Source organism: Mammaliicoccus sp. L-M44 (assembly GCF_022386355.1).
Classification (GTDB): domain Bacteria; phylum Bacillota; class Bacilli; order Staphylococcales; family Staphylococcaceae; genus Mammaliicoccus; species Mammaliicoccus sciuri_A.
On sequence record NZ_JAJNIU010000007.1, the window covers coordinates 1 to 24,468 of the forward strand.

Sequence of the window (24,468 nt, forward strand, 5' to 3'; positions counted from 1 at the left end):
GGCTGATCTTCTCAGTGCCCTTTTAGGGCTGGTCAGTAATAGAGGCTTATAGCCGCAGAACAAACCACCCGTTAAACGGGTGGTTTTGATTTATCCTATAAAGCTTTGTATAGCATCTATTAAACTGTAGACACCTAAAAATGATACGACGAGTACGACAAATAGTCCGATGATGTTAAGGACGATGCCATTTGCAAATTTACCCATCATATTCTTCTTATTTAATATTACAAAGATTAATATTGCGATGAGCGGTAAAATGATGCCATTTAATGCTTGTGCAATGAGTAAGACTTCTAATGGTTCGAATCCGAGTGAAGAAGTGATGATACCTATGAAAATGACGATTGCGAACACGAGTCTATATTTTTTACTTTTTACGCCACCTTTCCAACGGAGACAACTACTGATTGTTGCTGCGGCACCCATTGGAGAGGCAATTGCTGAAGATAGACCAGCTGAGAATAAGCCAACACTCATGAAAATAGGTGCTAAGTCTCCTAAAATTGGTTTAAGTGGTTCGGATAATTCTACTAAGCTTGTGACTTCTTTCCCGTGGATGAGTGTACCTGCTGTAATTAGTATGGCAGCAGATATCAGTCCACCTAATCCTATTGCAACAATTGTATCGATTCTTACAATTCTTAAATCTTTTATACCATTAAATCGTTCATGTATAGAACTGGCATGGATAAAGAAATTATAAGGTACTACTGTTGTACCAATTAGTGCGATGATTGTTAATAATGAGCCGTTAGGTATGCTTGGTATGAAGGCACCTTTTAAGACAGCACCGAAATCTGGTTGAATGACGATGACTGTCGTTATAAAAATGATACCCATAATGAGCACGAGTACGGTCATAACTTTTTCTATTAAATCATAACTACCGCTTAACCCGATTAACAAAATAACTATACCAATGACAGGTGCAATATAATTTTCAGGAATGCCTAGTAAATAGGCAGCACCTAACGATGTCCCTAATAAATCCCCCGATATGTATGCTGCACAACCAACTGCGACAGCAATCATACTGAACCAAACTGTGATGAGTTTAAGTAATTGGTGATTAAAAATATCCCGTATAGCTTCTCCTAAACCTTCATTTGTAACAAGCGCCAATCGAGCAACCATTTCTTGAAGTGCAATCGTTGCGATGATTGAGAAGACTACTGCCCAGAGTAAGCTGTATCCAAATCCTGCACCACCTTGAGTCATGGTTGTAACGGTACCAGGACCAACAAATGATGCAGTAATAATCATTCCGGGACCAAAAATACTAAACTTACTTCTTTCTCTCTTTTCAGTCATATCTTGTCATCCCTTCGTTTGTAAGGCATTAAACTTTGTTTAAATACTTAATATGGCCGGCTAATACATAAAGTACAGCAGTTGATACAAAGTGAGCAGAGTTCTGATTCGCATCTTGCATTGGATAAACTTCAACAAAGTCCATACCAATAAGACCTAACTTTCCAAATTCGTATATCATTGTTAAAAGTTCATAACTTGTTAAACCATTACCATCAACAGGTCCACCTGGATTAAAAGCGAAATCAAGTACATCACTACAGATCGTTAAGTAAACGACATCTACATCTTTACTTGCTTGTGCATAAATATCACGCGCAAACTGACGTAAATCAGATGTTTCTTTAATTTCATTGATTGTGATAGTAACCGCACCATTTTCTTTAGCGAATTGTCCCGTTTCAGGCTGGTTACGAGGTCCATGAATACCAGTATGAATTAAGCTTTCGTTTCGAATGCCTTCTGTTTCATATAACCTCATGAAAGGTGTATTACGCGCAAATTGTTCATTTTCATAATGAGGCATATTATCATAGTGCGCATCTAAATGAATAATGCCTACTTTTTTCCCAGTGTTCGTTAATCCTTTTAAAATTGGATAGGTGATACCGTGGTCGCCACCTAAGCCAACTAAAAATTTATTAGATTTCCATAAATCTTCAGCAAATGCTTCAATGTTCTGAACCGTTTGATCAACATCATGCGGTACAGTTGAAACATCACCTACATCGCCGATGGATAAATGCTTATGTACATCTATATGATCTAATTCAGGTAAATATCCGCTATATCTAGCAGAAGATAATCTAATTTGTTTCGGTCCTAATTCACACCCTGTATAATCTCCCCAAGTGCAAGGTCCTTCGAAAGGGACGCCATATACGAGAACGTCTGTGGAATAATCTTTTTCTTTTGTTAAGTTTTTACCACCTAAAAAGCAAGGTGTATTGCCATAAATTCGTTCTGTCATTGTAAAAGTTCTCCTTTCAATTATTTATTCACATTATATAAAAGTAATCATTCGTTTTCAAACTTTTCTGAATATTATTTTTGAAAAAGGGAATATTAATTTTAATATATTAATTAAATTTTACTTAAAATGATTGGAGGGATTTATAATCATGATATATAAATGTGTATGGATGATTACTGCTATATTGCTCTTAACAGGATGTAGTATCACAATAGGAGATCCTCAAAATCACAATCAAAAATCTTCGAAATCCAATAATAAACAACATAAAAATAAAAAAGAAACGCCAAAAATTAATGTTTTATCACAGGATTTTTCTGATCATTATATGAATGAAAACCATGTTACGGGATATAAAGGATTAATGAAGACAATGGACAAGACAGAAATAGAATCTAAATATGGAGATGAAGAAGAAGTACGTAATTTTTTAGGAAGAGAAGGGCATGTTTATGGGAACTTTATGGTTATGTATTATTTGAGTGAAGGTTATCCAGTTAAACAATTCAGTATCGTTCCTAGTAATCACGTTACGTACAAAGACTCTGTAGATTTTCATGGTGAACCAACACAAGATTTAAGAACGAGACAAGGACATTCATTTGTTGTTTATAACAAGACGAATCATAACGGCTACCAAGTTGCTGTATATACAAAAGGAAATAATGACGATGATAATATTCAATATATCATGCAATTTCCAGATGACTTTAAGTTTGAAAATTCAAGGGATAATCAACAAACAACCATTACGAGAGATAACGTATTTGATGCAGTAGAAGCGTTTGAAGGTATAGATAAAGATGGAACAGATCATATCATTTGGAAAGAACCTAAGAAGAAAGGTGACGTGTTTGGATTTTCATATTCAAGTAAAGATGGCAAACTACTAGGGTCATACAATGTTAGTGAAGATGGTTATGTTGAATCATTTAATGAAAATGGCAAAAAAATTAGAGCTGGTTATATTAATTTAAATCAGTAAAATTACATTCGTAGCGTTGACAATTTTAATGGAACCGATTACAATCAGAACATGTTAATATATTTTTTTGAATCTTTTTGGTACCGGTACCAAAAAGAACGGGATAAATAAGGAGTGAAATGAATGAATTATAAAAAGGAAGCTCAGAATATTACTGAAGCAATAGGTGGGAAAGATAACATTGAAGCTATTGCGCATTGTGCCACACGTTTAAGACTTGTATTAAAAGACGAGTCTCAAGTAAATGAAGACCAATTAAATGATATGGATGTTGTTAAGGGGACTTTCTCAACCGGTGGTCAATACCAAATTATTATAGGTTCTGGAACGGTAAACAAAGTCTTTGCGGAAATGGAATCTTTAACTGGATTAGAGGCATCTACAACATCAGAAGTAAAAGAAAAATCGACTAAGAAATTAAACCCGATTCAGCAATTTGTAAAAATGTTATCAGATATATTTGTTCCGATTATTCCTGCAATTGTAGCAGGTGGTTTATTAATGGGGATTAATAATATTTTGACAGCTAAAGATTTATTTTATGATAAAGCGTCATTTATTGATGTACATAGTCAATTTGCAAGTTTAGCTAATATGATTAATGTTTTCGCTAATGCACCATTCGTATTTCTACCAGTTCTAATAGGTTTTAGTGCAGCGAAGCGGTTTGGAGGAAACGCATTTCTTGGAGCTGCACTTGGTATGATACTTGTGCATCCTAGTTTAATGAATGGTTATGATTATCCTAAAGCTTTAGTAAAAGGCGACGAAATCCCAACGTGGGAAATTTTTGGACTTTCTATCAAAATGGTTGGTTATCAAGGACAAGTGTTACCTATATTAGTCGCATCTTACATACTTGCTAAATTAGAAATTGGATTTAGAAAAGTCATTCCTTCTACTTTAGATAATTTATTAACACCATTACTGTCATTATTCTTTACAGCATTTGTTACATTTTTAGTCGTTGGACCAGTTACACGAACTGCAGGAACTTTCTTATCTGACGGTTTAACTTGGTTATATGAAACAGGTGGTGCAATCGGTGGTTTATTATTTGGATTATTATATGCACCAATTGTTATTACTGGCATGCATCATAGCTTTATCGCTATTGAAACAACATTGATTGCAGACAAAGCAAATACAGGCGGATCATTTATATTCCCAATTGCAGCAATGTCTAACGTTGCACAAGGGGCAGCAACACTTGCAGCATTCTTTATTGTGAAGAATCATAAAATGAAAGGTACTGCTTCAGCAGCAGGTATTTCTGCATTGTTAGGTATTACAGAGCCAGCTATGTTTGGTATAAACTTAAAATTACGTTATCCATTTATCGGTGCGATTATAGGATCAGGTGTTGGTTCTTGTTATGTAGCTGCAACAAAAGTAAAAGCTATTGCACTCGGTACAGCGGGATTACCAGGATTTATTTCTATAGCTCCAGGTAGTTGGTTTAACTATATTATCGGTATGGCGATAGCAATTGTTGTCGCATTCGTTGTTACAATTGTATTATCTAGAAGAAAAGCATATAGAGATGTGCAATCATAATATTTGTTATGACCTCTCATTATTTCGTACAATAGAAGTAGTTATTAAATGGAGGTATTGAACATGAAATTAAATGAAATTGATGAAAACGAATTATATCCTACAGAAAAAGTTGGTCCAAGTGTATTAGGAACAATTATTTATAAAGTAGGCGAACAAAGCCAATTTAAAGGGGCATATATTACAACAAACGAACGTGTCATTATGAGCGTTGATATGAACGGTGAACCTTATAAAAGAGTATTTAGTTATCAAGATATCAAAGCCGTTACAATAGAAGATAAAGGTGTATTATTTATTGAATTCCCTCAAGGAAAAGTTGCAATGATAGATATTGAAGAAGGCGACAAAGAAGCATTCAAAGATTACGTTAACAATCTTGTTCAACAATAAATAACATCGTTAAAAACCTTTCAATGAAGACCATAACAGGTCTAAATTGAAAGGTTTTTTTAAATACAAATGATGAAATTGATTAACTGTTATTCAATCCAATAATATTGACTTCGTTAAAAATTTTATCAAGCTTTTCATAGTCTAAATCATTATTTGTGGACTTTGACCAATGTATAATACCAGCTAAATTAGAAGCGTAAATAAAAGGTAGTAAAGATTGAGGTAAATGCTCTGGTGTTGAAACCATATCGATATTATTTTTAAAATCTTTGCTGAATACCTCAATAAAGTACTTAGCAATTTCATCCATAAATGCAGTATCACTATTATCTTTTTGTTTTTCAAATACGTCACTTAACTCACTGATAAATGCCTTTTCCATCGATTGAAAAGGATGATGTAGACGGTCGTATAAATCTAATTCAAAGAAATCTTTCGTATATTCGCTTAATGCATATTGTAAGAGATCAAACTTATCCATAAAATGCTTGTAAAATGTTGTTCTATGTATAAGAGATGCATGACAAATTTCATTTACAGTAATCTCTGAGAAATTTTTCTCTTTAAGAATCGAGATTAAAGTTTCTGTGAGTGCTTTTTTAGTTTTAATCACACGTAAATCCGTTTGTTTAGTCAAAATTAATTCCACTCCTTTAATATACAGTGTATGCATAAAATTTATGAAATGCAAATAGGGAGGTTGTGAGGTATTGTTGATATGAGTTTTGTAGGCGAGCATGTTGTTATTAGCAGTTTTGGTGAGAAGTGCAAATAACGAGTGTATTAGTAACACTTCGGCCGAGTTTTGTAATTAAGACTGTCCATAGTAACAAATCTCAGTAGTTTTGTAACTAACAACTCCGTTATGAACAAGTTTGTGCAGAAGTGTTCACAAGACCAACATATATAATAGAAGAGACTAGGTCAGTATGACCCAGTCTCTGCTTTATTATTTAGTTAACATATCTTTGAAGTATTTAGATTGTTTTTCGATTGAAATTGGATCTGAATACATAAATTCATTTCTTGGATAGTAGTACACTTGATCTTCTTTAACTGCTGGTGTGTTTTTCCAAATGCTACCTTTAGTTAATGAAGAACTTGGTGCTTTTCCATTTTCAGTTGGGATTAATAAATAATCACCAGTGTATTTATTAAAGTTTTCGAATGAAGTTGTTAACCAACCTTCTTTAGGAATGTCTTTTTGTGCTGCTTCTGGATGTTTGAATCCAAATCCTTGATAAATGACTTCTGAACCTCTACCAAAGTTCTTACCGATTAATGTAAGTTCTTTAGGTCCAACTTCCATGATAGAAACTGTGCTGTCTTTACCAATTTTGTCTTGAACTTCTTTCCCGTCTTTAGCCATGATATCTTCTAATTCTTTAACTTGTTCTTTAGCTTGATCTTCTTTACCTAATAATTTCCCGATTTCAATGTGTACTTCTTTAAAAGTACGTTTACTGTGGTCGAATGGTACAGTAGGTGCTATTTTTTCATATTTTTTAATTTGTGGATTAGCATTATAAGTAATGATTAAATCTGGTTTAAGTTTTGTAACAGCTTCAACATCTTCAGAACCAACACGTTTCCCGTCTTTATCGTCAACATACTTTGATTTAGGGAAATCAGCATCTGTTCCAACTGGATCAACACCAAGTTTTTGGAAGTTACCTTGGTTAGTTGTTAATACCACAACACGTTTCGGATTGTTAGGAATTTCAACTGTTTTTCCTTCATCTGTTTTATATTTGTGAGTTTTACTTTTAGATGAGTCATCATCTTTGTTGCCACAAGCTGCTAATACAAGTAACAATGTAGCGAGGAATACAAGTAATTTTTTTGTCATTTTTTCTCTCTCCTAATTGATAATTACTTTCAATTATATCATGTTAATTTGTTAAATAGTATCCATTTTTTTATTTTAAATTTGTTTATAAATTGTAAATAATGGATAATAAACTGTAACGATGGAGGTGATGTCTCGTGCATGAAATTAGAATAGAATGTCCCAAAATATTCGACTATGAAAAATGCTTAGATTATTTAAAAAGAGATGAGAATGAAGTGTTATTTGAAGTTGAAGATCATAAAATTTATCGTGCGATAAATTTAGATGGCGAGCGACTGTTGATGTGTATTTATTATCATCGCCATTACTTAATTGTTGAGATTTTAAATGATGTTTCTGTAAATCCTACACTTACTGAAAAAATAATTGCATATATAGAAGAATGGTTCGATTTCTCAGCAGATTTATCATCGTTTTACCAATATGGTAGAAAAAATGAAATATTAAAGCCATTAATCCAGGAATTATATGGTTTAAGATTGATTAGAATTCCTAATTTATTTGAAGCTATTTCCTGGGGCATAATTGGACAGCAAATTAATTTAACATTTGCATACCAACTTAAAAAGAGACTTGTTCAAACTTATGGAGAGAAAATTACGTATAATCATAAAGCTTATTACATCCATCCTACAACTGAAGTGATTGCAAATGTTTCTGTACAAGAGTTGATGGATTTGAAATTTTCAAGAAGAAAAGCAGAATATTTAATAGATATTGCGAAAAGAATGCATTCTCAAATGTTATCTAAAGACATGTTGTTGGATATTGAAGATACAAATGATATTGAGCGTACACTTATTAAAATTAGAGGGATTGGTCCATGGACAGCACATTATGTTATGATGCGTGCGTTAGGTGTTCAGGATGCTTTTCCAATCGGGGATGTTGGGCTACAAAACGCATTGAAAGACATCTTGAATTTAGATAAGAAACCATCTAAAGAACAAATGTTAAGTTTGAATGAAGGTTGGCATGAGTGGAGTTCTTATGCAACGTTTTATATATGGCGAGCACCACATATTCAAAATTAAAGAGTTGGATTGAAATCTCTACGATAAATAGGGTATTTCATCCAACTCTTAATTTTTAGTCTAAAGTTTGTTCTTCACCATTAAAGATAAGTTTTGGTTCAATTGTTGCTTTTAAAGAATGTGCAACCGTACAATATTTTTCAACACTCAGTTTTATGGAACGCTTTAATTTTTTTAAATCCACTTCACCTTCAACATCAAAGATTAATGTGACATGTTTCACTGCACGAGATGTTGTATCTTCTCTTTCATCATCTACAGTAATTTCTAATTTGGTAACTTGTGCTAAACGTTCTTTCATTAAATTAGTAACATCAATTCCAGTACATCCAGCTAAACCGCTTAGCAAAAGTTCAACAGGAGATGGACCGTTGTCATCTCCACCTGATTCTGTTGGTGCATCAGAGATGATGTCATGGCCAAATTTGGATTGTGCTTTAAAAGTTTTCTTACCTTGCCAAGTAGACTTAATCATTAAGCTCTCCTCCTCTTTTTTTAAATTGTATCAACTTCAAATAATATAGACTAGTAAATCGTCTTTCCCATAATCATTCATTAAAATAAAAAAATTAGTTTTATGTCTTTTTGTTCATATTCAGTTCATATTGCCTCGTTATGATATGTATATACATTAAAGAGAGAGGAACGGATAGACATGAAACTAGCACTTAAAGAGCTTACTTATTACAAATTTAAATATCTACTCGTAACATTAATTTTATTCTTATTAGCATTTTTAATGTTATTTATATCAGCTTTAGCACAAGGGTTAGCTAAAGAGAACGTATCGGGAATTGAACAATGGAATAAAAGTACTTACGTAATTGCCAGTGATGCTGACAATAACTTGAGTCAGTCTAATATTACGACGAAAACTGATGACGCTGTTAATACAATTGCTAAAGGCGACACAATCAAAACAGCAATGCAAAAAATTGATACTAAAAGTGGGAAAACAGATTTAATGTTTACACAAATGACAAATAACATTAAACCGAAACCAACAGAAGGACATTTACCTCAAAATAAAAACGAAGTGTTATTGAATGAAAAATTAAAAGCAGAAGGTTTTAAAGTAGGGGACGAAATTAAATTATCAGAAGGCGATCAATCATATAGAATCTCAGGATTCGCAGATAATATCATGTTCTCACATACATCTATGGCATATGTAAATGAAAATGGCATGGATGCGTTGAAAGGTCATCATATTTCAGTCATTGCATATGACAACTTGAATGATCATCAAAAAAATGAAATCAACGACGTAGACAATGTTAAAGTCATTTCACAAGATGACATGTTAAATGCCATTCCAAGTTATAACGCAGAACAACAACCATTGAACTTGATGATTGTATTCTTATTCGTTATTTCAGCGATTGTTATTACGGCATTCTTCTATGTTATGACAATTCAAAAAACAAGCCAATTTGGTATTTTAAAAGCAATCGGTACAAAAAACATATCACTTATCGCATCATTAATGCTGCAAATTCTGATGATTACATTAGCGGGCGTGGTCTTATCCATTGCCGTTATATTTATCATCAACAGTGTGATGCCAGTTTCAATGCCATTCTATATTGACGTAAACTTAATGATGTTAATGGTAGCCGTATTCATCGTTGTTTCATTAATCGGCGCCGTATTATCACTGATTAAAGTGACAAAAATCGAACCACTTGAAGCTATAGGAGGCGAATAATAATGGGATTAGTTGTTGAACATGTTACAAAATCATTCGGAGAAAATGAAGCAAAAACACAAGTATTAAATGACATTACATTTACAGCAGAAAAAGGACAGCTTGTTATTTTGAATGGCGCTTCTGGTTCAGGGAAATCTACATTACTTTCTATTATTGGTGGATTACTTGGCAAAAGCTCAGGAGAAATAACTTTAGACGATTTAGATTATGTAGACTTATCAGATAAAAAATTAACAGATATGAGATTGAATCAAATAGGATTTATCTTTCAATCATCACACTTAATACCATATTTAAATGTTACAGATCAACTTGTTTATGTTGGTGAAATGGCTGGTATGCGTAAAAAAGATGCTAAAGAAAGAGCAGAAAAATTATTAAAACAAATTGGTTTATCTCATCGACTTAAATCATATCCAAATGAATTGTCAGGCGGGGAGAAACAACGTGTTGCAATTATGAGAGCTTGGATGAATCATCCAAAAATGATTTTGGCAGATGAGCCTACTGCAAGTTTAGATTCAAAACGTGCAATAGAAGTAGCAAAAATGATTAAAAATAGTGTGAAAGAAAATAATTCAATTGGTATTATGATTACACATGATGAAAGAATATTTGAATTTGCAGATAAAGTGATTAAATTAAGTGACGGAAGAATTGAGGAACAAGTATCATAATTAAATTAAGCGGCTGGAGATTGTTAATCATCTCACAGTCGCTTTTTGTATGATTATTTTTTAATAAATCCTTTTAAATTTAATTTTTCTAGAATATCTGGTCTTGTTTTTTTGCTCATCATATTCTTAATTTGTTCTGACCAAGATTCTGAGCGCTTGCCTTGGGTACGTTTTTCATAATATTCTTGTATGTCTTTGTCATATTGTTTAATTTGATTGAGTTGTTGTTCTTTGTCGGCATTATATTGATTTTCATGGAAGACATGTTCAAATGGTAAACGTTGCTTAGGTGAACCTTGATCGTCATCACTTGGTACACCGACAGCCATACCGAATAGTGGGAAGACATGCTCAGGTAAGTTTAATATCTCACTTACTCGACCAACATCGTTACGTAATGATCCTAAATAAACAATGCCTAGCCCCATATCTTCAGCAGTTAAAGCTACATTCTGTGCAGCAAGTGCAACATCTATCGTACCAACTAGCAAGCCTTCAGCTGACTCAAAACTAGGTTGCATATTACCTTGTGTTTCTTGGTTAATTAAACTATGACGGTAATAATCTATCACATACACAAATAAATAACCGTTATCGACAACATGTTGTTGCCCTGATACTTCTTTTAATGCTTGTTTAATTTCTGGGTCTGTAATACCAATAATAGAATAAGCTTGAACGTAACTTGAAGTTGAAGCCATTTGTCCTGCTTTTACTAATTTTTCTACAGTCTCTTTCGAAAGAGGTTCATCTTTAAACTGTCTAACAGATCGGTGCTGTTGAGTTAAGTCAAATACACTTTGATTCATTGTGTTCAGTGCTCCTTTATAATACTTATGATATATAAATGTTATCAAAAATATTAAAAATATTCATATAAGGTGCTTTAAATAAAAAATAAGCATTTAGGATGTTATATGATATCCTAAACGCTTATTAAGTGAAACTTATTTGATTTTATTTAACGCTTGTTCTAAATCCTTAATAATGTCTTCACTAGATTCTGTACCAACTGATAAGCGTACTAAGTCTTTTGTAACACCTGATGCTAGTTGTTCTTCGTATGTTAATTGTTGGTGTGTTGTACTTGCTGGATGTATGATAAGTGATTTAGAGTCACCAACGTTTGCTAATAATGAAAATAAATTCAGTGCTTCAACAAATTCGGGAATAGCTTCTGAATTACCTTTAACACCAAATGTTAAGATAGCACCTTGGCCATTAGGTAAATATTTAGTTGCGAGTTCGTGATATTGATTAGATTTAAGACCAGGATAATTAACCCAGCTTACTTTTTCATGATTTTCTAGAAACTCTGCAACTTTTTGAGCATTTTCAGAATGACGTTCTGTTCTTAAATGTAAAGTTTCAAGTCCGATTAGGAATTGTTGTGCATTAAATGGAGAAAGTGCTGGTCCAATGTCTCGCAATAATTGTACACGTGCTTTCGTAATGTATGCAGCTGCACCAACATCATTGACATAAGATACACCATGATAACTTGGATCAGGTTCAACTAATCCAGGGAATTTGCCATTATCCCAGTTGAATTTACCACTATCTACAATCACACCACCAATTGATGTACCATGACCACCAATAAATTTAGTCGCAGAATGGACAACGATGTCAGCACCAAATTTAATTGGTTGTAGTAGGTGAGGTGTAGCAAATGTATTATCGACGATTAATGGAATACCATTATCGTGTGCAACTTTAGCAACAGCTTCAATATCTAATACATCGATACGTGGGTTACCAATTGTTTCAGCGAAAATAAGTTTCGTATTTTCATTGATTGCTGCTTCAAAATTTGCTGGATCATCTGGGTCTACAAAGTGCACTTTAATGCCGAATTTCTTTAAAGTTACAGCAAATAAATTATATGTACCACCATATAGGTTAGTAGATGCGACTACTTCAGAGCCACTTTCTGCAATATTTAATATACTCAATGTAATGGCTGCTTGACCGCTACCAACACTTAATGCTGCTATTCCGCCTTCTAATAAAGCGATACGTTTCTCGAATACATCATTTGTTGGGTTCATGATTCGAGAATATATGTTACCTTCTTCAGCTAAAGCGAATAAGTTCTTCGCATGTTCAGTAGATTTAAACGTATATGAAGTTGTTTGATGAATAGGTACAGCTGTAGAACCTGTTACAGGATCAGGTACTTGACCACCGTGAATTGCTAATGTCTCTTTATTCCAATTTTCTTGTGTCATTAATAAATACCTCCTTAAGTTATATATATGTCATTATAGTCAGACAATTTTAAAAATTCAATTAAATCCGAGTTAAAAGATAAGAAAATTTCATAAAGCCTTTAAAAAAGCATTTTTTTATTTAAAGCCGACTTTACTTATAAGAATAGTTATGATAAATTCAAAATATTATTACGCTCGGGAGTGGATGACTTGCTTAAAGTTGAAGGATTGTATCATAAATTTGGTACACAAGAAATTTTGAAAAATATAAATTTTGAACAAGAAAAAGGAACCGTCACAACAATTATTGGACCAAGTGGATCGGGGAAGACGACGCTACTAAGAAGTTTAAATATGCTTGAAACACCATATAAAGGATTAATCGAACTCGGGAATTGTAAGTTCGATGTAGAAAATTATCAAAAGCAGGATGTTACGCGCTTAAGAAGTCAATCTGCAATGGTCTTTCAACACTATAATTTGTTTAAAAACCGTACAATTTTAGAAAACATTACAGAAGGTTTGATATACGGACAAGGAATGAAGAAGAAAGATGCTAAAGAGAAAGCTATGAAATATCTTAAGAAAGTATCTTTAGATGATAAAGCAGATGTTTATCCTGTTCAATTATCAGGTGGACAACAGCAACGAGTTGGTATCGTGAGAGCACTCAGTATCGAACCTGAAGTATTGTTATTAGATGAACCAACTTCAGCACTTGATCCGGAATCTGTACAAGGTGTGTTAAATATTATTCAAGAAATCGCAAGCGAAGGTAGAACGATGGTTATTGTAACGCATGAAATTCAATTTGCGAAAGAAGTATCTGATCAAGTTGTGTTTATGGATAAAGGTGAAATTATTGAAAGCGGAACACCAGAAGCCGTTATAGATAATCCAGCGTCTGAACGTACGAGAAGATTCTTAAGTCGTTTAACACCAGTCGGATTGTAGGAGGTAAAGAATGAAGTATATTAAATTATTGATTTTGATGATGCTCATCATTTCTTTATCTGGTTGCGGCACAATCACGAAAGAAAATAACGGTAAAAAAGTAGTTAAAGTAGCTTTATCTGCAGAAGTTAATCCGCCTTATTTATATACAGATAGTGATAATAAACCAGTCGGATACGATATGGATTATATGAAAGAACTTGAAAAGAAACTACCACAGTATGATTTCCAATATGAATTTGGAGAAGAAGAATCTAACGTTGTTGGTATTGGTGTTGGTAAATTTGATATGGGTATTAATTGGTTCTTCAAAACGCCTGAAAGAGAGCAGAAATTCTTATATCAAAAAGAACCCTATGTTTATTCTTTAACAACGCTTATTGTACATAACGATACAAATGATATTGAAACTTTAGATGACTTACAACATAAAAGACTGACGCCTATGTCACCAAGTGGCGGATTATATTCAATCTTAACAGGTTACAACAAGACACATAATAATCAAATCGACATTGATGAAATTCATAAAGTTTCAAATGGTGAGAATTTCAAAATGATTGAATCTAAAAGAAGAGATGCCATGTTCTTAAACTTAACAACTTACCAAGCAATTCAAAAAGAACTCAATGCTGATGTAAAAGTTGGTGGCGTTGTTTCAAAAGAATCTGTTCATATTTTATATAATAAGAAAAATACGCAATTACAAAAAGATATAGACAAAGCTACTAAAGAGTTAAAAGAAGACGGTACGCTAGAGGAATTATCTAAAAAATGGTTTGGATTTAATATATTTGATGATAAAGAGTCATTAAATGATATTAAAGACCGCTTATAAGGAGGAGACATATGGGAACAACTACTTGGCCAGATTTGTTTGTGCAAATACTGGATAAACTACCAATTACATTGTTAATAACCGTTCTTTCTCTTTTATTTGCGATGATATTGGGGCTAGTATTAGCAGTTATTAGAATCAAAAAAGTACCTGCACTATCCCAAATCGTAAAATTATATGTATCCTTTGTTAGAAGTACGCCACTTATATTACAACTATTTTTAGTATATTTTGCGTTACCGATCATATTGCAGTGGGTGTACATTGATATTAATCATTTTAGTAGACTTTTCTTTGTTATTTTGACATTCACGCTGCATACTGGTTCATATTTATCAGAAGTGATGAGAGCTGGATATAACTCAGTTGATAAAGGACAAATTGAAGCAGGGAAAACAGTCGGTCTTAATGATCGTACAATTTTATTAAGAATTATTATTCCACAAGGTTTTAGAAATAGTTTACCAAACACCGGTAATCAAGTTATAGAACTGATTAAAGACACATCATTAGCGTTTACAATCGGTTTAATCGATATGATGGGACAAGTAAATTTAATTATCGGTAATAACTACGGACTAGGCATGTTTCCAGTATATTTCGCGATTTGTATCATTTACTGGGTTATCTGTATCATAGTCGAATTTATCGTGATGCTTTTAGAAAAGAAATACAATATTCCATATCAAACTGAACAAATGAGGTGAGCAATTTGACGATAGATTTTCCTTTTATGTACGAACATGTTGGAGATATTTTAAAAGGTGTACCAACAACGTTATTAATAGCAGTTGTCAGTATGGTAATTGGTTTAGTGATTGGTACTGCTTTTGCATTAATAAGACAAGCTAAGTATCCAGTTATTAACCAACTTATTGTCATATTTGTTTCGTTCTTCAGATCGACACCACTCATCGTTCAGTTGTTTGCTTTTTATTATGGGACGCCTGTAGTCATAGAGTGGTTAAACAAAATGTGGCATTTGAACATTAATCCTGATGGTATAAATCCTATAGCAATCGTATTATTTGTATTTACATTACATTCAGCTGCGTATTTAACAGAAGTGATGCGTGGTGGTTTACGAAGTGTTGATGATAAACAAATAGAAGCGGCACTCACAGTTGGACTTAGAAAGCGACATATACTTATGAGAATTGTGATACCTCAAGCTTTAGGTTATGCAATTCCGAACTTAGGTAATCAATTTATTGCTTTAATTAAAGGGACAGCAATCGCGTTTGTCGTACAAGTAACAGAAATACTTGCAATCAGCCAAATTATTGCTAACGATGGTTATCGTTTTGTTGAAGTATATATTATAGCTAGTGCAATATATTGGATTTTGGCTATCTTTTTCGAATGGATTTTTGGCAAGATGGAAAACAGAGTTGGAAAGTATTTATATCAAACTTAAAGCGCAAGGTCATAGATTATCATTTCCTAGGAAATTTTAACTATGACCTTGTTTTTTTATAACTTTACAGCGTATAAGTGTATACTAATAGATAAATAAATATCGGGGGTGCACCATGATTGAAATCCGACCAGTAGAAATGAAAGACGCAAGTGAATTATTAGATATAGATGTAAGAAATAGAGCACTATTTGAATCATATTCAGCAGCAGACAGAAAAGATTCAGACTACCAACTCTATAATTACAGAAAAATTATAGACAAACATTTACAAGAGATGACAGAAGATAAAGGCTATCACTATGTCATTGTACATAAAGAAGATAATAAAGTAATCGGAACGATAGATTTATTTGCAGTCGTCAGACACAATATTCAGAGCTGTATGATGGGTTATGCATTAGACGCAGAATATAACGGAAAAGGTATTACAACATTGGCAGCAAAAGAAGTCATTCGTATCGCATTTAATGAATTAGGATTCCATAGAGTTGAAGCAGGCGTACAACCAACAAATATAGGTTCAGTTAGAGTATTAGAAAAAGCAGGCATGATACGCGAAGGACTAAACAGATCTAACGTAAGAATCAATGGCGAATGGAAAGACCATTACCTATATGCCATCGTAAATGAAAACTATTAAAGACAGGTGAGTAGCATGGTGGTAGTAGGGTTGGGTGTTTATATATGTTTGTTATTATTGGCTAATTACTTAATTAAAAATGAAAAATTCTATATTATTCATACGATGTTTACAATAATCTTTATCTGTTTTAGCCAAATTCCTTTAATTTATTATGCAAAACTTGATGGGGACTTAAATGGCATTGTATTGGTATTTGGATTGATATTTACAATACTGATGAGTGTATCGATGTTCCTTCAAGTGATTTGTGATTTATTAGCTTATACGAATTTGTTTAAAACAAAAACCATAGATAAAATGTTCAAAATTGTATCTGATCCATTAGAGGTAGCTGGTAATGTAATCAAATCAGTTTGGTTATTACTATTAGGCATACATTTAATTCAAAATAATGACTATGGGATAGGATTATTTGTTCTAATATGGGGCATAACGATTGTCTATTATATTGGCATCCTTATAAATTATGTAACAAGTCACAAGAAAGGTATTAGACCTAATGTGATTTTTATAAATATTGAAACACTATTGATATTTTTAATTTTATATATAGGAACTTTTGTTATATGAGGTGACTTTCTGGACCGATAAAAATAAATACCGGTCCAGAAGTAGGATATGTGGACCGATAAATAAAATTATCGACCCGAAAATGGGATTTGCAGGCCGATAAATAAAAATAGCGACCCGAAAATGAGATTACCAGGCCGATAAAATAAATTATCGGCCTAGTAATTTCCTTATACCACATAAAATGAAACAAGCGGAACCATAATCAACGATGGTTCCGCTTGTTCTGCTCCATTGTCCTGTTCCGCTTGTCCTTTTACCTTGAATCGGGTTGGTCTATTTTTCTGTGGTGATCTATATATAAACCAAGTGGTGTTAGTATGAATGAAAGTATGATATATGCCCAATTCGATGTATATATTTTAGGTCCTAATTGTAAATAGACGCCTGGTAAATAAAAGGCTAGTATCGTCACTACTAATGTCCCGAATATCAATATATTAGTAATCATGGTTGTCCAATTGGATTCGCTATATATTCGTATTTGAACGACTTTAAATATCATCCATATAAATATGAAAATCATCGTAAATCCTGTTACAAAGGTGATGAGGAATGTGTATAGATATGTGAATTCAACTTGTGTGAAGAATCCTGTGAATCCTCTTATGAATGAAAATACACCTAACAAAATAAGGATATGTAAGCCGATAAATTTAAATATATTCTGGAATGTTCTATTTGGCATATTTCTAATCATCGTGTCGGCATGTTTTTTTGGATCGTGATCAAAAAATTCCATGGCATGCATGCCGTCTTTTTCGGCGCTTAATAAATGATTAAGTATGTTGAGCAACATTTTCTCTGAGTCATATTCATTAATGCTCAAATTTGCACGTACGTATGTTATATAATTTTCGTAAACTTCTCTATCGTGACTATTGAGTCTTAATCGTTTTACGTTGTTTTCTATTATAAGGTCGCGTGTTGATTTTTTCATCAGCGTTTTCCTTTCTGTTATCAATAATTTTATTCTAACAAGTATTTTCTAATAAAACATTACAAATTTGAGGTTTATACTTTTTACAGATGATTCATTTTTCGATATTATTAAATGTAACAGGTGGTGTAGTCTTGGAGATCATGACATTATTTATTATCTTTTTAGTAGGGGTTTTTGCAGGAACGATTAATATCGTATCTGCTGGTGGCTCATTAATTGTTTTGCCATTACTTATATTTTTTGGACTACCAACAACTGTTGCGAACGCATCGAACAGGGTTGCGATTTTAGTTCAAAATTTATTAGCGTTATATGTGTTTTATATAAAAGGCATGAGAAATGTTAAGTTGAGCTTGATGTTAAGTGTGCCTGCTATTATTGGCTCTTTTATTGGCGTTCATTTCGCTATAAATCTCCCGGATGCTGTCTTTAACCGCATGTTAGGTATTATTATGCTTCTCGTTTTAATCGTTATGATTATTCCTACCAGATGGAAAGATACGCAAAATCAATCTGAAAAATTATCTGTCTTTAGAATTGTACTTCTCATTATTGTTTTTCTAGCACTTGGTATTTATGGTGGCATTGTTCAAGCCGCTGTAGGATTTTTATTTATTATAGCTTTAAATTTAATTATGCCAAGACTGACTTATGCGGAAGTTCAGTGTATGAAGACGTTAGTTATAACGATTTACTTATCATTATCTACTTTTGTTTTTATTTTTCAAGGTTATGTTAATTGGCCATTTGCCATAAGCTTAGCACTTGGTTCAGGTCTAGGTGGCTTTATAGGTGGTCGTTTAACAGTTTCTTTACCTGAAAAGAAACTAAAAATCATAATGTTTATTATTATATTTATTTTAGCAATTAAATTATTAATCGAAAATAATTAGGTAGGGTAAAAATGTTTGTCATAAAAAATATAGAAGAAGACGTAACGATATATAGCATTAGTGAAATGGCTGCTTCTTCATTTAAAGATGAAAATCAAAGCTTGAGGCTTGCTACATCATTGGAATATGAAGCAATAAAGCGATCTCTTGAATATGAGAAGAGTGTTTTGAAAGGTGCTTTAATTCAAGATAAATGCATCGGTTTTATATGGGCGAAATATAATGTTCATGATCGAGAAGTTAAGATATACAACCTTCTCGTTGATAAAAGTCAAAGAAATAAAGGCATAGCAACCGCTTTGAAACGAGAAATAGAAAAGTGGGCGAAAGAAATGGGTGCGTATACCATCGTTTCAACAGTACATGCTCACAATAAAACAATGATTCAAATAAATGAATCAATGGACTACGAAGTTGAAAAAGTTATTATGCGTAAAAAGTTATTTTAAACAGAAGAGAGGAATTTTATGGCCATATTTGAAGGTTTCTTATGGTTCATCATGGGTATCATCCTAAGTTCAATCATACATCATTATATTTCTAAGATACCTTTAAGTTTTGTTCAAATTATAATTGGTTTTGTTATATTCTTATCTCCAATTCCAGTTGAATTAAACTTTGAGTCAGAAGTATTTATGGTAGGGATTATCGCACCATTGCTATTTTTAGAAGGTATTTCGGTATCACGTTTCCATTTAGCGAGATATTTGAAACCCGTTATGTCTATGGCATTAGTGCTTGTATTCTCAACAGTTATTGGTCTAGGCTTCTTATTACATATTATCTGGCCAGAATTACCATTAGCTGCATGTTTTGCAATTGGTGCAATCGTGTCACCTACAGATGCGGTAGCCGTTCAAGCTATTGCGAAAGGCAAATTATTGCCTAAAGGTTCTATGACTATATTAGAAGGTGAATCTTTACTGAATGATGCTGCAGGTATCTTGTCATTTAAGATTGCATTAGCCGCATTAGTAGGTGGGTCATTCTCATTAACTGGTGCAGTTGGACAGTTCTTTATAACTGCAATCGGTGGCGCAATTGTTGGTCTTATTATTGGTTATGGTGTTGTACAATTACGTGTTTATTTAACACGTAATGGGATTAATAACGGTAATATGTTGACGTTCATCCAGGTTATTACGCCGTTTCTAGTTTATATTATTGCTGAAACATTCCATTCATCAGGTATTATTGCTGCAGTTGTTGCAGGTTTAATTCACGGTGTTGAAAAAGACAGAATTGCTCAAGCAACGACGAAAGAGCAAGTAACATATAATCATACATGGGATTTACTGAGCTATTTATTAAACGGTTTTGTATTTATTTTATTAGGTTTCTTAATACCTGAAGTCATGATTAATATATTAGAAGAACCACAACATGAAATTATGCATGTTATTGGAATTACACTATTTGTAGCTGCATTAGTGTATCTATTTAGATATATTTGGGTGCTTATTTCATATCCATATTTCTATTTACCAGAAAGTCGATTTTCTAAAATGTTAAATACGGGTAAAGATATTGCGCCAGAATCAGAAATAGATAAACCAAATCGCTTTAAATATGCGTTTATTATGACGGTTTGTGGTGTTCACGGTACCATTTCATTAGCAATCGCATTGATGTTGCCATTTAAATTGTCAGAACACACTGATTTTATTTATCGCGATCATCTATTGTTTATCGCAACTGGTGTTATTTTAATCAGTCTTGTACTCGCGCAATTAATATTGCCACTCGTTACACCAAAAGCTAAACCGAAAGATCAAAGTTTATTAACATTTAACGAAGCGAAAATTTTATTAATTGAAAGTGCATTAGAAAATCTACAAGAATTTTACAGTAAAGAAACAAGCTATATTTACGGTAAAATCACACGTAGTTATCATATGCAATTATCGTTCTTAAGAGAAAATGAAGAAAAAGACGAAGATATAAAAGAGCTAGAACGTATGCAACGCATTGCGATTGATACAGAATTCAACACTTTGGACAAACTCATTAAAGAAAATAAAATATCTCAAAGTACATTTGATAACTACAGACAAATTACTGAACGTTCATCAACATTTAAAAATGCTTCATTATATACAAAAGTGAAATTAATGTTGAAATTATTTATTAGACGTAGAAAAATTAAAACATTCATTAATGCTACCAGTTCACTTTCAATTGAAAGTAATATTAAAGAGATGAGATTTATCAGTAAAGAAGTGCATTACAATGTTGTTAAAAGATTAACTGAAGAAATGAATGACAACAATGAATTTGAAATTAGTATTGTATGTGATTCTTACTTAAACAAAGTTGAAAGATTAACACCTGATTACTTTAAAGGTAATCACACTGCTGTATATACAGAAATGGAAATTTACGCATTAAGAATTCAAAGAGAAATGATTAATCAGTTAACAGAAGAAGGTAAAGTCAGTCGTTCAATGGCAATCAAACTAAGAGAATCTGTTAATTATGATGAAATGATTGTTCTCGGTAACAGCATATAGTTTGTTTTCAATAGATAGCTTACATGTTGTGTGGTAAAATGTTTAAGACTATATATAGGAGGCGACACCTATGAAGAAGGCACTTTTACTTATGGTGAGCTCATCAATTATTCTAGCAGCGTGTGGCAATGATGATGAACAGAAAAATCTAGAACAAGAAATTAAATCTTTAGAGAAATCGACTAAAGATTATCAAAAAGATAAAAAGTCTTTAGAAAAAGAAAATGAAAAGTTAAAAGAAAGTATTAAAGATAAAGAAGAGCAATTAAAAAAACTTGAAGATGAAGTGAAAAGTAATCAATCAGATACAGAAGAATCTAAAGATAGCAAAGAAGATTCAACAGACAAAAAAGAAACTTCAAGTGCTGAAAGTAAAGAGGACTCAGCAAAAAAGCCATTTCCTAATACAATTCGAACGTCAACAAATGGAGATGTTGAACTCATTCATGATCTTAAAGATAAACATTTTCAATTTGAAGACAGTGGCATGAAAGTCAATATTGATCATTTGCAAATTTTCCAAGTGCATAACATGCCTGAAGGACAGGTCTTACTTTTTAACGGTGCAAAAAATGGTTATGTCGTGATGTATGAAGTATTAACTGAAAATACTTCAAATCATAAGTTATACTATGATAATACGGCATCTATTCAAGATGGCAGTCATAAACAACGATCTGATTATGCATCATTTATACCAGATTCTCATAATGAAAAGTACATGAAAAAGTCTAAAGAAAATACAGATGAATATCAGCCTGGTGAAAAGACAAAAAGTTTAAAATCTATTCCAATTTCTCAAAAAGCCTATGAAGCGCTTAAAAATAACCGTGCTACTTTCAATATAAAAGGTGGCGTAAGTAAAACAGCTACATTTGATGATGCAACTGATAAAGTAAAATCATTTAAATTAGATTTATAGGTCGCGTTTAGATTGAATTGTATTAGGGAATAAACAACAAAGGATTATTTGAAAAGAGGGATGTCATCGTGCATGAAAAAGAATTTGTTCTGATTGAAGGCGGAAAAATGACATTATTAGAATTAGGTCATGAAATCGAAACAATCACAGGTCGAACATTACAATCAACAACAGGTGAGGTTAGAAGTTGGCCATCAGAAGCAGTAATTTTTAATCGCAAATCTAATATTAATCAAGTCACATATCGTTTTAATGATGTTAACGATTTGATTGATGCAACGATTGAAGTTCCTAGAGGCTTTAAAAATTATGATACTGATCCTGTAACAATTAAACTGCTAACATATATTAGAAAAGCATAGAACACATAACGGAGCGGGATGATGAAATCTTTTAAGTTTAAAAGATTTCTCACTCGCTCCATATTTTATACATAAGGAGAAATATGATGAAGTCTAAACTGTCGATATTGAGTTTAATAACACTGATTGTCTTTGTTATTGCGGGTTGTTCAAATGACGCAACTGAGAAAGAAGGCAAAGATGGAAAAATTGTATTATCACCTAAAAGTGATGACATAAAAGGGAAAGTCTTGTTTGATAGTGCGCATGGTCAAACAGCGGGAAGTGCAGATTGGGTCATCAATGGTGGCTTTTCTGATTTTGCTGATGCATTAACTAAAGAAAACTATGAAGTAACAGATTTAGGGTATAACCAATTATTAGATTATGACAAGATGAAAAAATATGAAGTCGTTGTTATTCCAGAGGCTAATAATCCACTTAAAGCGAGTGAACAAGATGCTATAGAGCAATATGTGAAGTCTGGTGGAAGTATATTAATGATTAGTGATCATTATAATGCCGATAGAAACTTTAATCGATATGATTCTTCAGAAGTGATGAACGGTTATAGAAGAGGTGCTTTTGATAATCCTACAAAAGGCATGAACGCTGAAGAAAGCTCGTCAGATAAGATGAAAGATGTTCAAAGTAGAGATTTCTTAAACGAAGTGTTTGGCTTAAGATTTAGATACAATGCATTAGGTAACATTAAAGTAGATGATTTAGCGGATGAAAAAGATAGCTTTGGAATTACTAAAGGTGTTAAAGCAGTATCGATGCATGCCGGTTCAACAATCGCCATTACAGATCCTAATAAAGCAAAAGGTGTCGCTTTTGTTCCTAAATTATCAAAAGATGATGCATGGAATCATGCTGTAGACCAAGGTATATACAATGGTGGTGGCCGCAATGAAGGTCCATATATTGCTGTGAGCAAAGTATCTAAAGGTAAAGGCGCATTTATAGGCGATTCTTCAATGGTAGAAGATAAGTCGCCAAAGTATAAACGTGAAGACAACGGAGAAACTAAAAAGACTTATGATGGATTTAAAGAAGAAGATAACCAAAAAATGATTATGCAAATTGTAGAATGGTTAAATAAAAAAGATGACCAACAAGATTTATCATCTATGAATGTTCAACTTGATGAAAAAACGCAGTTGTTAAATTTTGAACAACCAGAGAACAGTAGAGAAAATGAAAAAGAACCTTGGGGAACACCTAAACAAGGATATAAATGGTATGATTCCTCAACTTATGCATCTGGAAGTTATGGTGCAAACTCAGACCGTAAAAATAAGAAAGCTGATCAATCAACAACATCTCGTTCAAAAGAACAAAATAATAATCAATCATCCAACAGTGACCAAGGTGCATTTGAAATGCCATCATCCGTTCAGAAACAAGAGAAATTTCAAATAACAGTCCATGTCGATGAATCGAAATTAGTAAATCATAAATTCCAGTTGTCGATTAAAAATAAAGACGGACAAGAAGTAGGCATGTTCGACGGACAAGCACCAGGTGTTTCAAGTTCAGTATCACCAAAAATTAAAAACGGTGTAACCGATTGGTATTTTAAATCCAAAATAGCAAACGAAGCAGACAACGAAGTAGAAGTTGAAGTCTTATCAGGCGGCAACGTGATAGCCAAAACGACATTAAACGTACAATAACGGGTGTCGTTAGGGACAGAATTCCGAGAAATGTCCGTAAGAG

At 32.8% G+C, this 24,468-nt stretch carries 26 protein-coding genes; 18 read left to right on the top strand and 8 right to left on the bottom strand.

Annotated features, from left to right (window positions below):
- Window positions 1-90: 90 nt before the first annotated feature.
- Complete coding sequence (locus LQ611_RS05260) at window positions 91-1,314, bottom strand: Nramp family divalent metal transporter (protein ID WP_204175625.1); 1,224 nt, start codon at window positions 1,312-1,314, stop codon at window positions 91-93.
- 28 nt (window positions 1,315-1,342) lie between these two features.
- Window positions 1,343-2,284, bottom strand: a complete 942-nt coding sequence (locus tag LQ611_RS05265) for an agmatinase family protein (RefSeq protein ID WP_025905703.1) — start codon at window positions 2,282-2,284, stop codon at window positions 1,343-1,345.
- Between the two features lie 151 nt (window positions 2,285-2,435).
- Between LQ611_RS05265 and LQ611_RS05270 the strand changes: the two genes are divergently transcribed.
- The 3 genes from LQ611_RS05270 (at window position 2,436) to LQ611_RS05280 (ending at window position 5,222) form a co-directional block, all read left to right on the top strand.
- Window positions 2,436-3,272, top strand: coding sequence for a hypothetical protein (locus LQ611_RS05270; protein ID WP_204175626.1), 837 nt, complete (start codon window positions 2,436-2,438; stop codon window positions 3,270-3,272).
- A 123-nt stretch (window positions 3,273-3,395) separates the two neighbouring features.
- Window positions 3,396-4,829 (top strand): sucrose-specific PTS transporter subunit IIBC, encoded by a 1,434-nt coding sequence (locus LQ611_RS05275; RefSeq protein WP_025905707.1) that lies wholly within the window; start codon window positions 3,396-3,398, stop codon window positions 4,827-4,829.
- A gap of 63 nt (window positions 4,830-4,892) precedes the next feature.
- Window positions 4,893-5,222 carry a hypothetical protein gene (locus LQ611_RS05280; protein ID WP_048541837.1) on the top strand — a complete coding sequence of 110 codons (330 nt, stop codon included), beginning with the start codon at window positions 4,893-4,895 and terminating at the stop codon, window positions 5,220-5,222.
- An 82-nt stretch (window positions 5,223-5,304) separates the two neighbouring features.
- Here LQ611_RS05280 and LQ611_RS05285 read toward each other — a convergent pair whose 3' ends face one another.
- Both LQ611_RS05285 and LQ611_RS05290 read right to left on the bottom strand, forming a co-directional pair.
- Window positions 5,305-5,862 carry a TetR/AcrR family transcriptional regulator gene (locus tag LQ611_RS05285; RefSeq protein WP_025905711.1) on the bottom strand — a complete coding sequence of 186 codons (558 nt, stop codon included), beginning with the start codon at window positions 5,860-5,862 and terminating at the stop codon, window positions 5,305-5,307.
- A 312-nt stretch (window positions 5,863-6,174) separates the two neighbouring features.
- Window positions 6,175-7,074 (bottom strand): ABC transporter substrate-binding protein, encoded by a 900-nt coding sequence (locus LQ611_RS05290; RefSeq protein WP_025904708.1) that lies wholly within the window; start codon window positions 7,072-7,074, stop codon window positions 6,175-6,177.
- Window positions 7,075-7,211: 137 nt separating this feature from the next.
- On the opposite strand from LQ611_RS05290, the gene LQ611_RS05295 reads away from it, so the two are divergent.
- The gene (locus LQ611_RS05295; protein WP_107565334.1) at window positions 7,212-8,111 is read left to right on the top strand and encodes a DNA-3-methyladenine glycosylase family protein; all 900 of its coding nucleotides are present in this window, start codon (window positions 7,212-7,214) and stop codon (window positions 8,109-8,111) included.
- 55 nt (window positions 8,112-8,166) lie between these two features.
- Here LQ611_RS05295 and LQ611_RS05300 read toward each other — a convergent pair whose 3' ends face one another.
- Window positions 8,167-8,586: an OsmC family protein gene (locus tag LQ611_RS05300; RefSeq protein WP_025904710.1), complete on the bottom strand. Its 420-nt coding sequence runs from the start codon at window positions 8,584-8,586 to the stop codon at window positions 8,167-8,169.
- A gap of 180 nt (window positions 8,587-8,766) precedes the next feature.
- Here LQ611_RS05300 and LQ611_RS05305 point away from each other — a divergent pair, with 180 nt between their 5' ends.
- A complete protein-coding gene (locus LQ611_RS05305; protein ID WP_204175628.1) occupies window positions 8,767-9,819 on the top strand; it encodes an ABC transporter permease in 1,053 nt (350 codons plus the stop codon).
- 2 nt (window positions 9,820-9,821) lie between these two features.
- Complete coding sequence (locus LQ611_RS05310) at window positions 9,822-10,499, top strand: ABC transporter ATP-binding protein (protein WP_107565335.1); 678 nt, start codon at window positions 9,822-9,824, stop codon at window positions 10,497-10,499.
- A 53-nt stretch (window positions 10,500-10,552) separates the two neighbouring features.
- On the opposite strand, the gene nfsA is transcribed toward LQ611_RS05310, so the two are convergent.
- Window positions 10,553-11,308 carry an oxygen-insensitive NADPH nitroreductase gene (nfsA, locus tag LQ611_RS05315; RefSeq protein WP_025904713.1) on the bottom strand — a complete coding sequence of 252 codons (756 nt, stop codon included), beginning with the start codon at window positions 11,306-11,308 and terminating at the stop codon, window positions 10,553-10,555.
- Window positions 11,309-11,446: 138 nt separating this feature from the next.
- The gene (locus LQ611_RS05320) at window positions 11,447-12,730 is read right to left on the bottom strand and encodes a homocysteine synthase (protein WP_107565336.1); all 1,284 of its coding nucleotides are present in this window, start codon (window positions 12,728-12,730) and stop codon (window positions 11,447-11,449) included.
- Window positions 12,731-12,922: 192 nt separating this feature from the next.
- On the opposite strand from LQ611_RS05320, the gene LQ611_RS05325 reads away from it, so the two are divergent.
- The 6 genes from LQ611_RS05325 to LQ611_RS05350 all read left to right on the top strand — a co-directional run bounded on the left by LQ611_RS05325 (window position 12,923) and on the right by LQ611_RS05350 (window position 17,137).
- Window positions 12,923-13,666, top strand: a complete 744-nt coding sequence (locus LQ611_RS05325) for an amino acid ABC transporter ATP-binding protein (protein ID WP_103362168.1) — start codon at window positions 12,923-12,925, stop codon at window positions 13,664-13,666.
- Window positions 13,667-13,676: 10 nt separating this feature from the next.
- Window positions 13,677-14,504, top strand: a complete 828-nt coding sequence (locus LQ611_RS05330; protein WP_107565337.1) for a transporter substrate-binding domain-containing protein — start codon at window positions 13,677-13,679, stop codon at window positions 14,502-14,504.
- Window positions 14,505-14,515: 11 nt separating this feature from the next.
- Entirely contained in the window at window positions 14,516-15,211 is a 696-nt protein-coding gene (locus LQ611_RS05335) for an amino acid ABC transporter permease (protein ID WP_107565338.1), read from the top strand.
- A gap of 5 nt (window positions 15,212-15,216) precedes the next feature.
- Window positions 15,217-15,921, top strand: coding sequence for an amino acid ABC transporter permease (locus LQ611_RS05340; protein WP_232339573.1), 705 nt, complete (start codon window positions 15,217-15,219; stop codon window positions 15,919-15,921).
- A gap of 115 nt (window positions 15,922-16,036) precedes the next feature.
- Window positions 16,037-16,564 carry a GNAT family N-acetyltransferase gene (locus LQ611_RS05345; protein WP_107565339.1) on the top strand — a complete coding sequence of 176 codons (528 nt, stop codon included), beginning with the start codon at window positions 16,037-16,039 and terminating at the stop codon, window positions 16,562-16,564.
- A gap of 15 nt (window positions 16,565-16,579) precedes the next feature.
- Complete coding sequence (locus LQ611_RS05350; RefSeq protein ID WP_107565340.1) at window positions 16,580-17,137, top strand: hypothetical protein; 558 nt, start codon at window positions 16,580-16,582, stop codon at window positions 17,135-17,137.
- A gap of 256 nt (window positions 17,138-17,393) precedes the next feature.
- Here LQ611_RS05350 and LQ611_RS05355 read toward each other — a convergent pair whose 3' ends face one another.
- On the bottom strand, window positions 17,394-18,077 hold the full coding sequence (locus LQ611_RS05355; protein WP_037589281.1) for a DUF1129 family protein: 684 nt from the start codon (window positions 18,075-18,077) through the stop codon (window positions 17,394-17,396).
- Between the two features lie 143 nt (window positions 18,078-18,220).
- Here LQ611_RS05355 and LQ611_RS05360 point away from each other — a divergent pair, with 143 nt between their 5' ends.
- The 6 genes from LQ611_RS05360 (at window position 18,221) to LQ611_RS05385 (ending at window position 24,425) form a co-directional block, all read left to right on the top strand.
- Complete coding sequence (locus LQ611_RS05360) at window positions 18,221-18,973, top strand: sulfite exporter TauE/SafE family protein (RefSeq protein WP_158258797.1); 753 nt, start codon at window positions 18,221-18,223, stop codon at window positions 18,971-18,973.
- Window positions 18,974-18,984: 11 nt separating this feature from the next.
- Complete coding sequence (locus tag LQ611_RS05365; RefSeq protein ID WP_107565342.1) at window positions 18,985-19,422, top strand: GNAT family N-acetyltransferase; 438 nt, start codon at window positions 18,985-18,987, stop codon at window positions 19,420-19,422.
- Window positions 19,423-19,440: 18 nt separating this feature from the next.
- Entirely contained in the window at window positions 19,441-21,483 is a 2,043-nt protein-coding gene (locus tag LQ611_RS05370) for a cation:proton antiporter (RefSeq protein ID WP_025904723.1), read from the top strand.
- Between the two features lie 70 nt (window positions 21,484-21,553).
- Window positions 21,554-22,405 carry an SA0632 family lipoprotein gene (locus LQ611_RS05375; protein WP_119494623.1) on the top strand — a complete coding sequence of 284 codons (852 nt, stop codon included), beginning with the start codon at window positions 21,554-21,556 and terminating at the stop codon, window positions 22,403-22,405.
- A gap of 68 nt (window positions 22,406-22,473) precedes the next feature.
- Window positions 22,474-22,767, top strand: a complete 294-nt coding sequence (locus LQ611_RS05380; RefSeq protein WP_025904725.1) for a hypothetical protein — start codon at window positions 22,474-22,476, stop codon at window positions 22,765-22,767.
- Between the two features lie 86 nt (window positions 22,768-22,853).
- On the top strand, window positions 22,854-24,425 hold the full coding sequence (locus LQ611_RS05385) for a hypothetical protein (RefSeq protein ID WP_025904726.1): 1,572 nt from the start codon (window positions 22,854-22,856) through the stop codon (window positions 24,423-24,425).
- The last annotated feature ends 43 nt before the right edge of the window (window positions 24,426-24,468 follow it).

Coding starts and splice junctions, on each gene's coding strand:
- nfsA (WP_025904713.1), bottom strand. CDS start 11,308: ATGAATCAAAGTGTATTTGACTTAACTCAACAGCACCGATCTGTTAGA.
- LQ611_RS05365 (WP_107565342.1), top strand. CDS start 18,985: ATGTTTGTCATAAAAAATATAGAAGAAGACGTAACGATATATAGCATT.
- LQ611_RS05350 (WP_107565340.1), top strand. CDS start 16,580: ATGGTGGTAGTAGGGTTGGGTGTTTATATATGTTTGTTATTATTGGCT.
- LQ611_RS05300 (WP_025904710.1), bottom strand. CDS start 8,586: ATGATTAAGTCTACTTGGCAAGGTAAGAAAACTTTTAAAGCACAATCC.
- LQ611_RS05310 (WP_107565335.1), top strand. CDS start 9,822: ATGGGATTAGTTGTTGAACATGTTACAAAATCATTCGGAGAAAATGAA.
- LQ611_RS05370 (WP_025904723.1), top strand. CDS start 19,441: ATGGCCATATTTGAAGGTTTCTTATGGTTCATCATGGGTATCATCCTA.
- LQ611_RS05275 (WP_025905707.1), top strand. CDS start 3,396: ATGAATTATAAAAAGGAAGCTCAGAATATTACTGAAGCAATAGGTGGG.
- LQ611_RS05330 (WP_107565337.1), top strand. CDS start 13,677: ATGAAGTATATTAAATTATTGATTTTGATGATGCTCATCATTTCTTTA.
- LQ611_RS05280 (WP_048541837.1), top strand. CDS start 4,893: ATGAAATTAAATGAAATTGATGAAAACGAATTATATCCTACAGAAAAA.
- LQ611_RS05375 (WP_119494623.1), top strand. CDS start 21,554: ATGAAGAAGGCACTTTTACTTATGGTGAGCTCATCAATTATTCTAGCA.
- LQ611_RS05290 (WP_025904708.1), bottom strand. CDS start 7,074: ATGACAAAAAAATTACTTGTATTCCTCGCTACATTGTTACTTGTATTA.
- LQ611_RS05345 (WP_107565339.1), top strand. CDS start 16,037: ATGATTGAAATCCGACCAGTAGAAATGAAAGACGCAAGTGAATTATTA.
- LQ611_RS05385 (WP_025904726.1), top strand. CDS start 22,854: ATGAAGTCTAAACTGTCGATATTGAGTTTAATAACACTGATTGTCTTT.
- LQ611_RS05355 (WP_037589281.1), bottom strand. CDS start 18,077: ATGAAAAAATCAACACGCGACCTTATAATAGAAAACAACGTAAAACGA.
- LQ611_RS05335 (WP_107565338.1), top strand. CDS start 14,516: ATGGGAACAACTACTTGGCCAGATTTGTTTGTGCAAATACTGGATAAA.
- LQ611_RS05265 (WP_025905703.1), bottom strand. CDS start 2,284: ATGACAGAACGAATTTATGGCAATACACCTTGCTTTTTAGGTGGTAAA.
- LQ611_RS05305 (WP_204175628.1), top strand. CDS start 8,767: ATGAAACTAGCACTTAAAGAGCTTACTTATTACAAATTTAAATATCTA.
- LQ611_RS05360 (WP_158258797.1), top strand. CDS start 18,221: ATGACATTATTTATTATCTTTTTAGTAGGGGTTTTTGCAGGAACGATT.
- LQ611_RS05260 (WP_204175625.1), bottom strand. CDS start 1,314: ATGACTGAAAAGAGAGAAAGAAGTAAGTTTAGTATTTTTGGTCCCGGA.
- LQ611_RS05270 (WP_204175626.1), top strand. CDS start 2,436: ATGATATATAAATGTGTATGGATGATTACTGCTATATTGCTCTTAACA.
- LQ611_RS05320 (WP_107565336.1), bottom strand. CDS start 12,730: ATGACACAAGAAAATTGGAATAAAGAGACATTAGCAATTCACGGTGGT.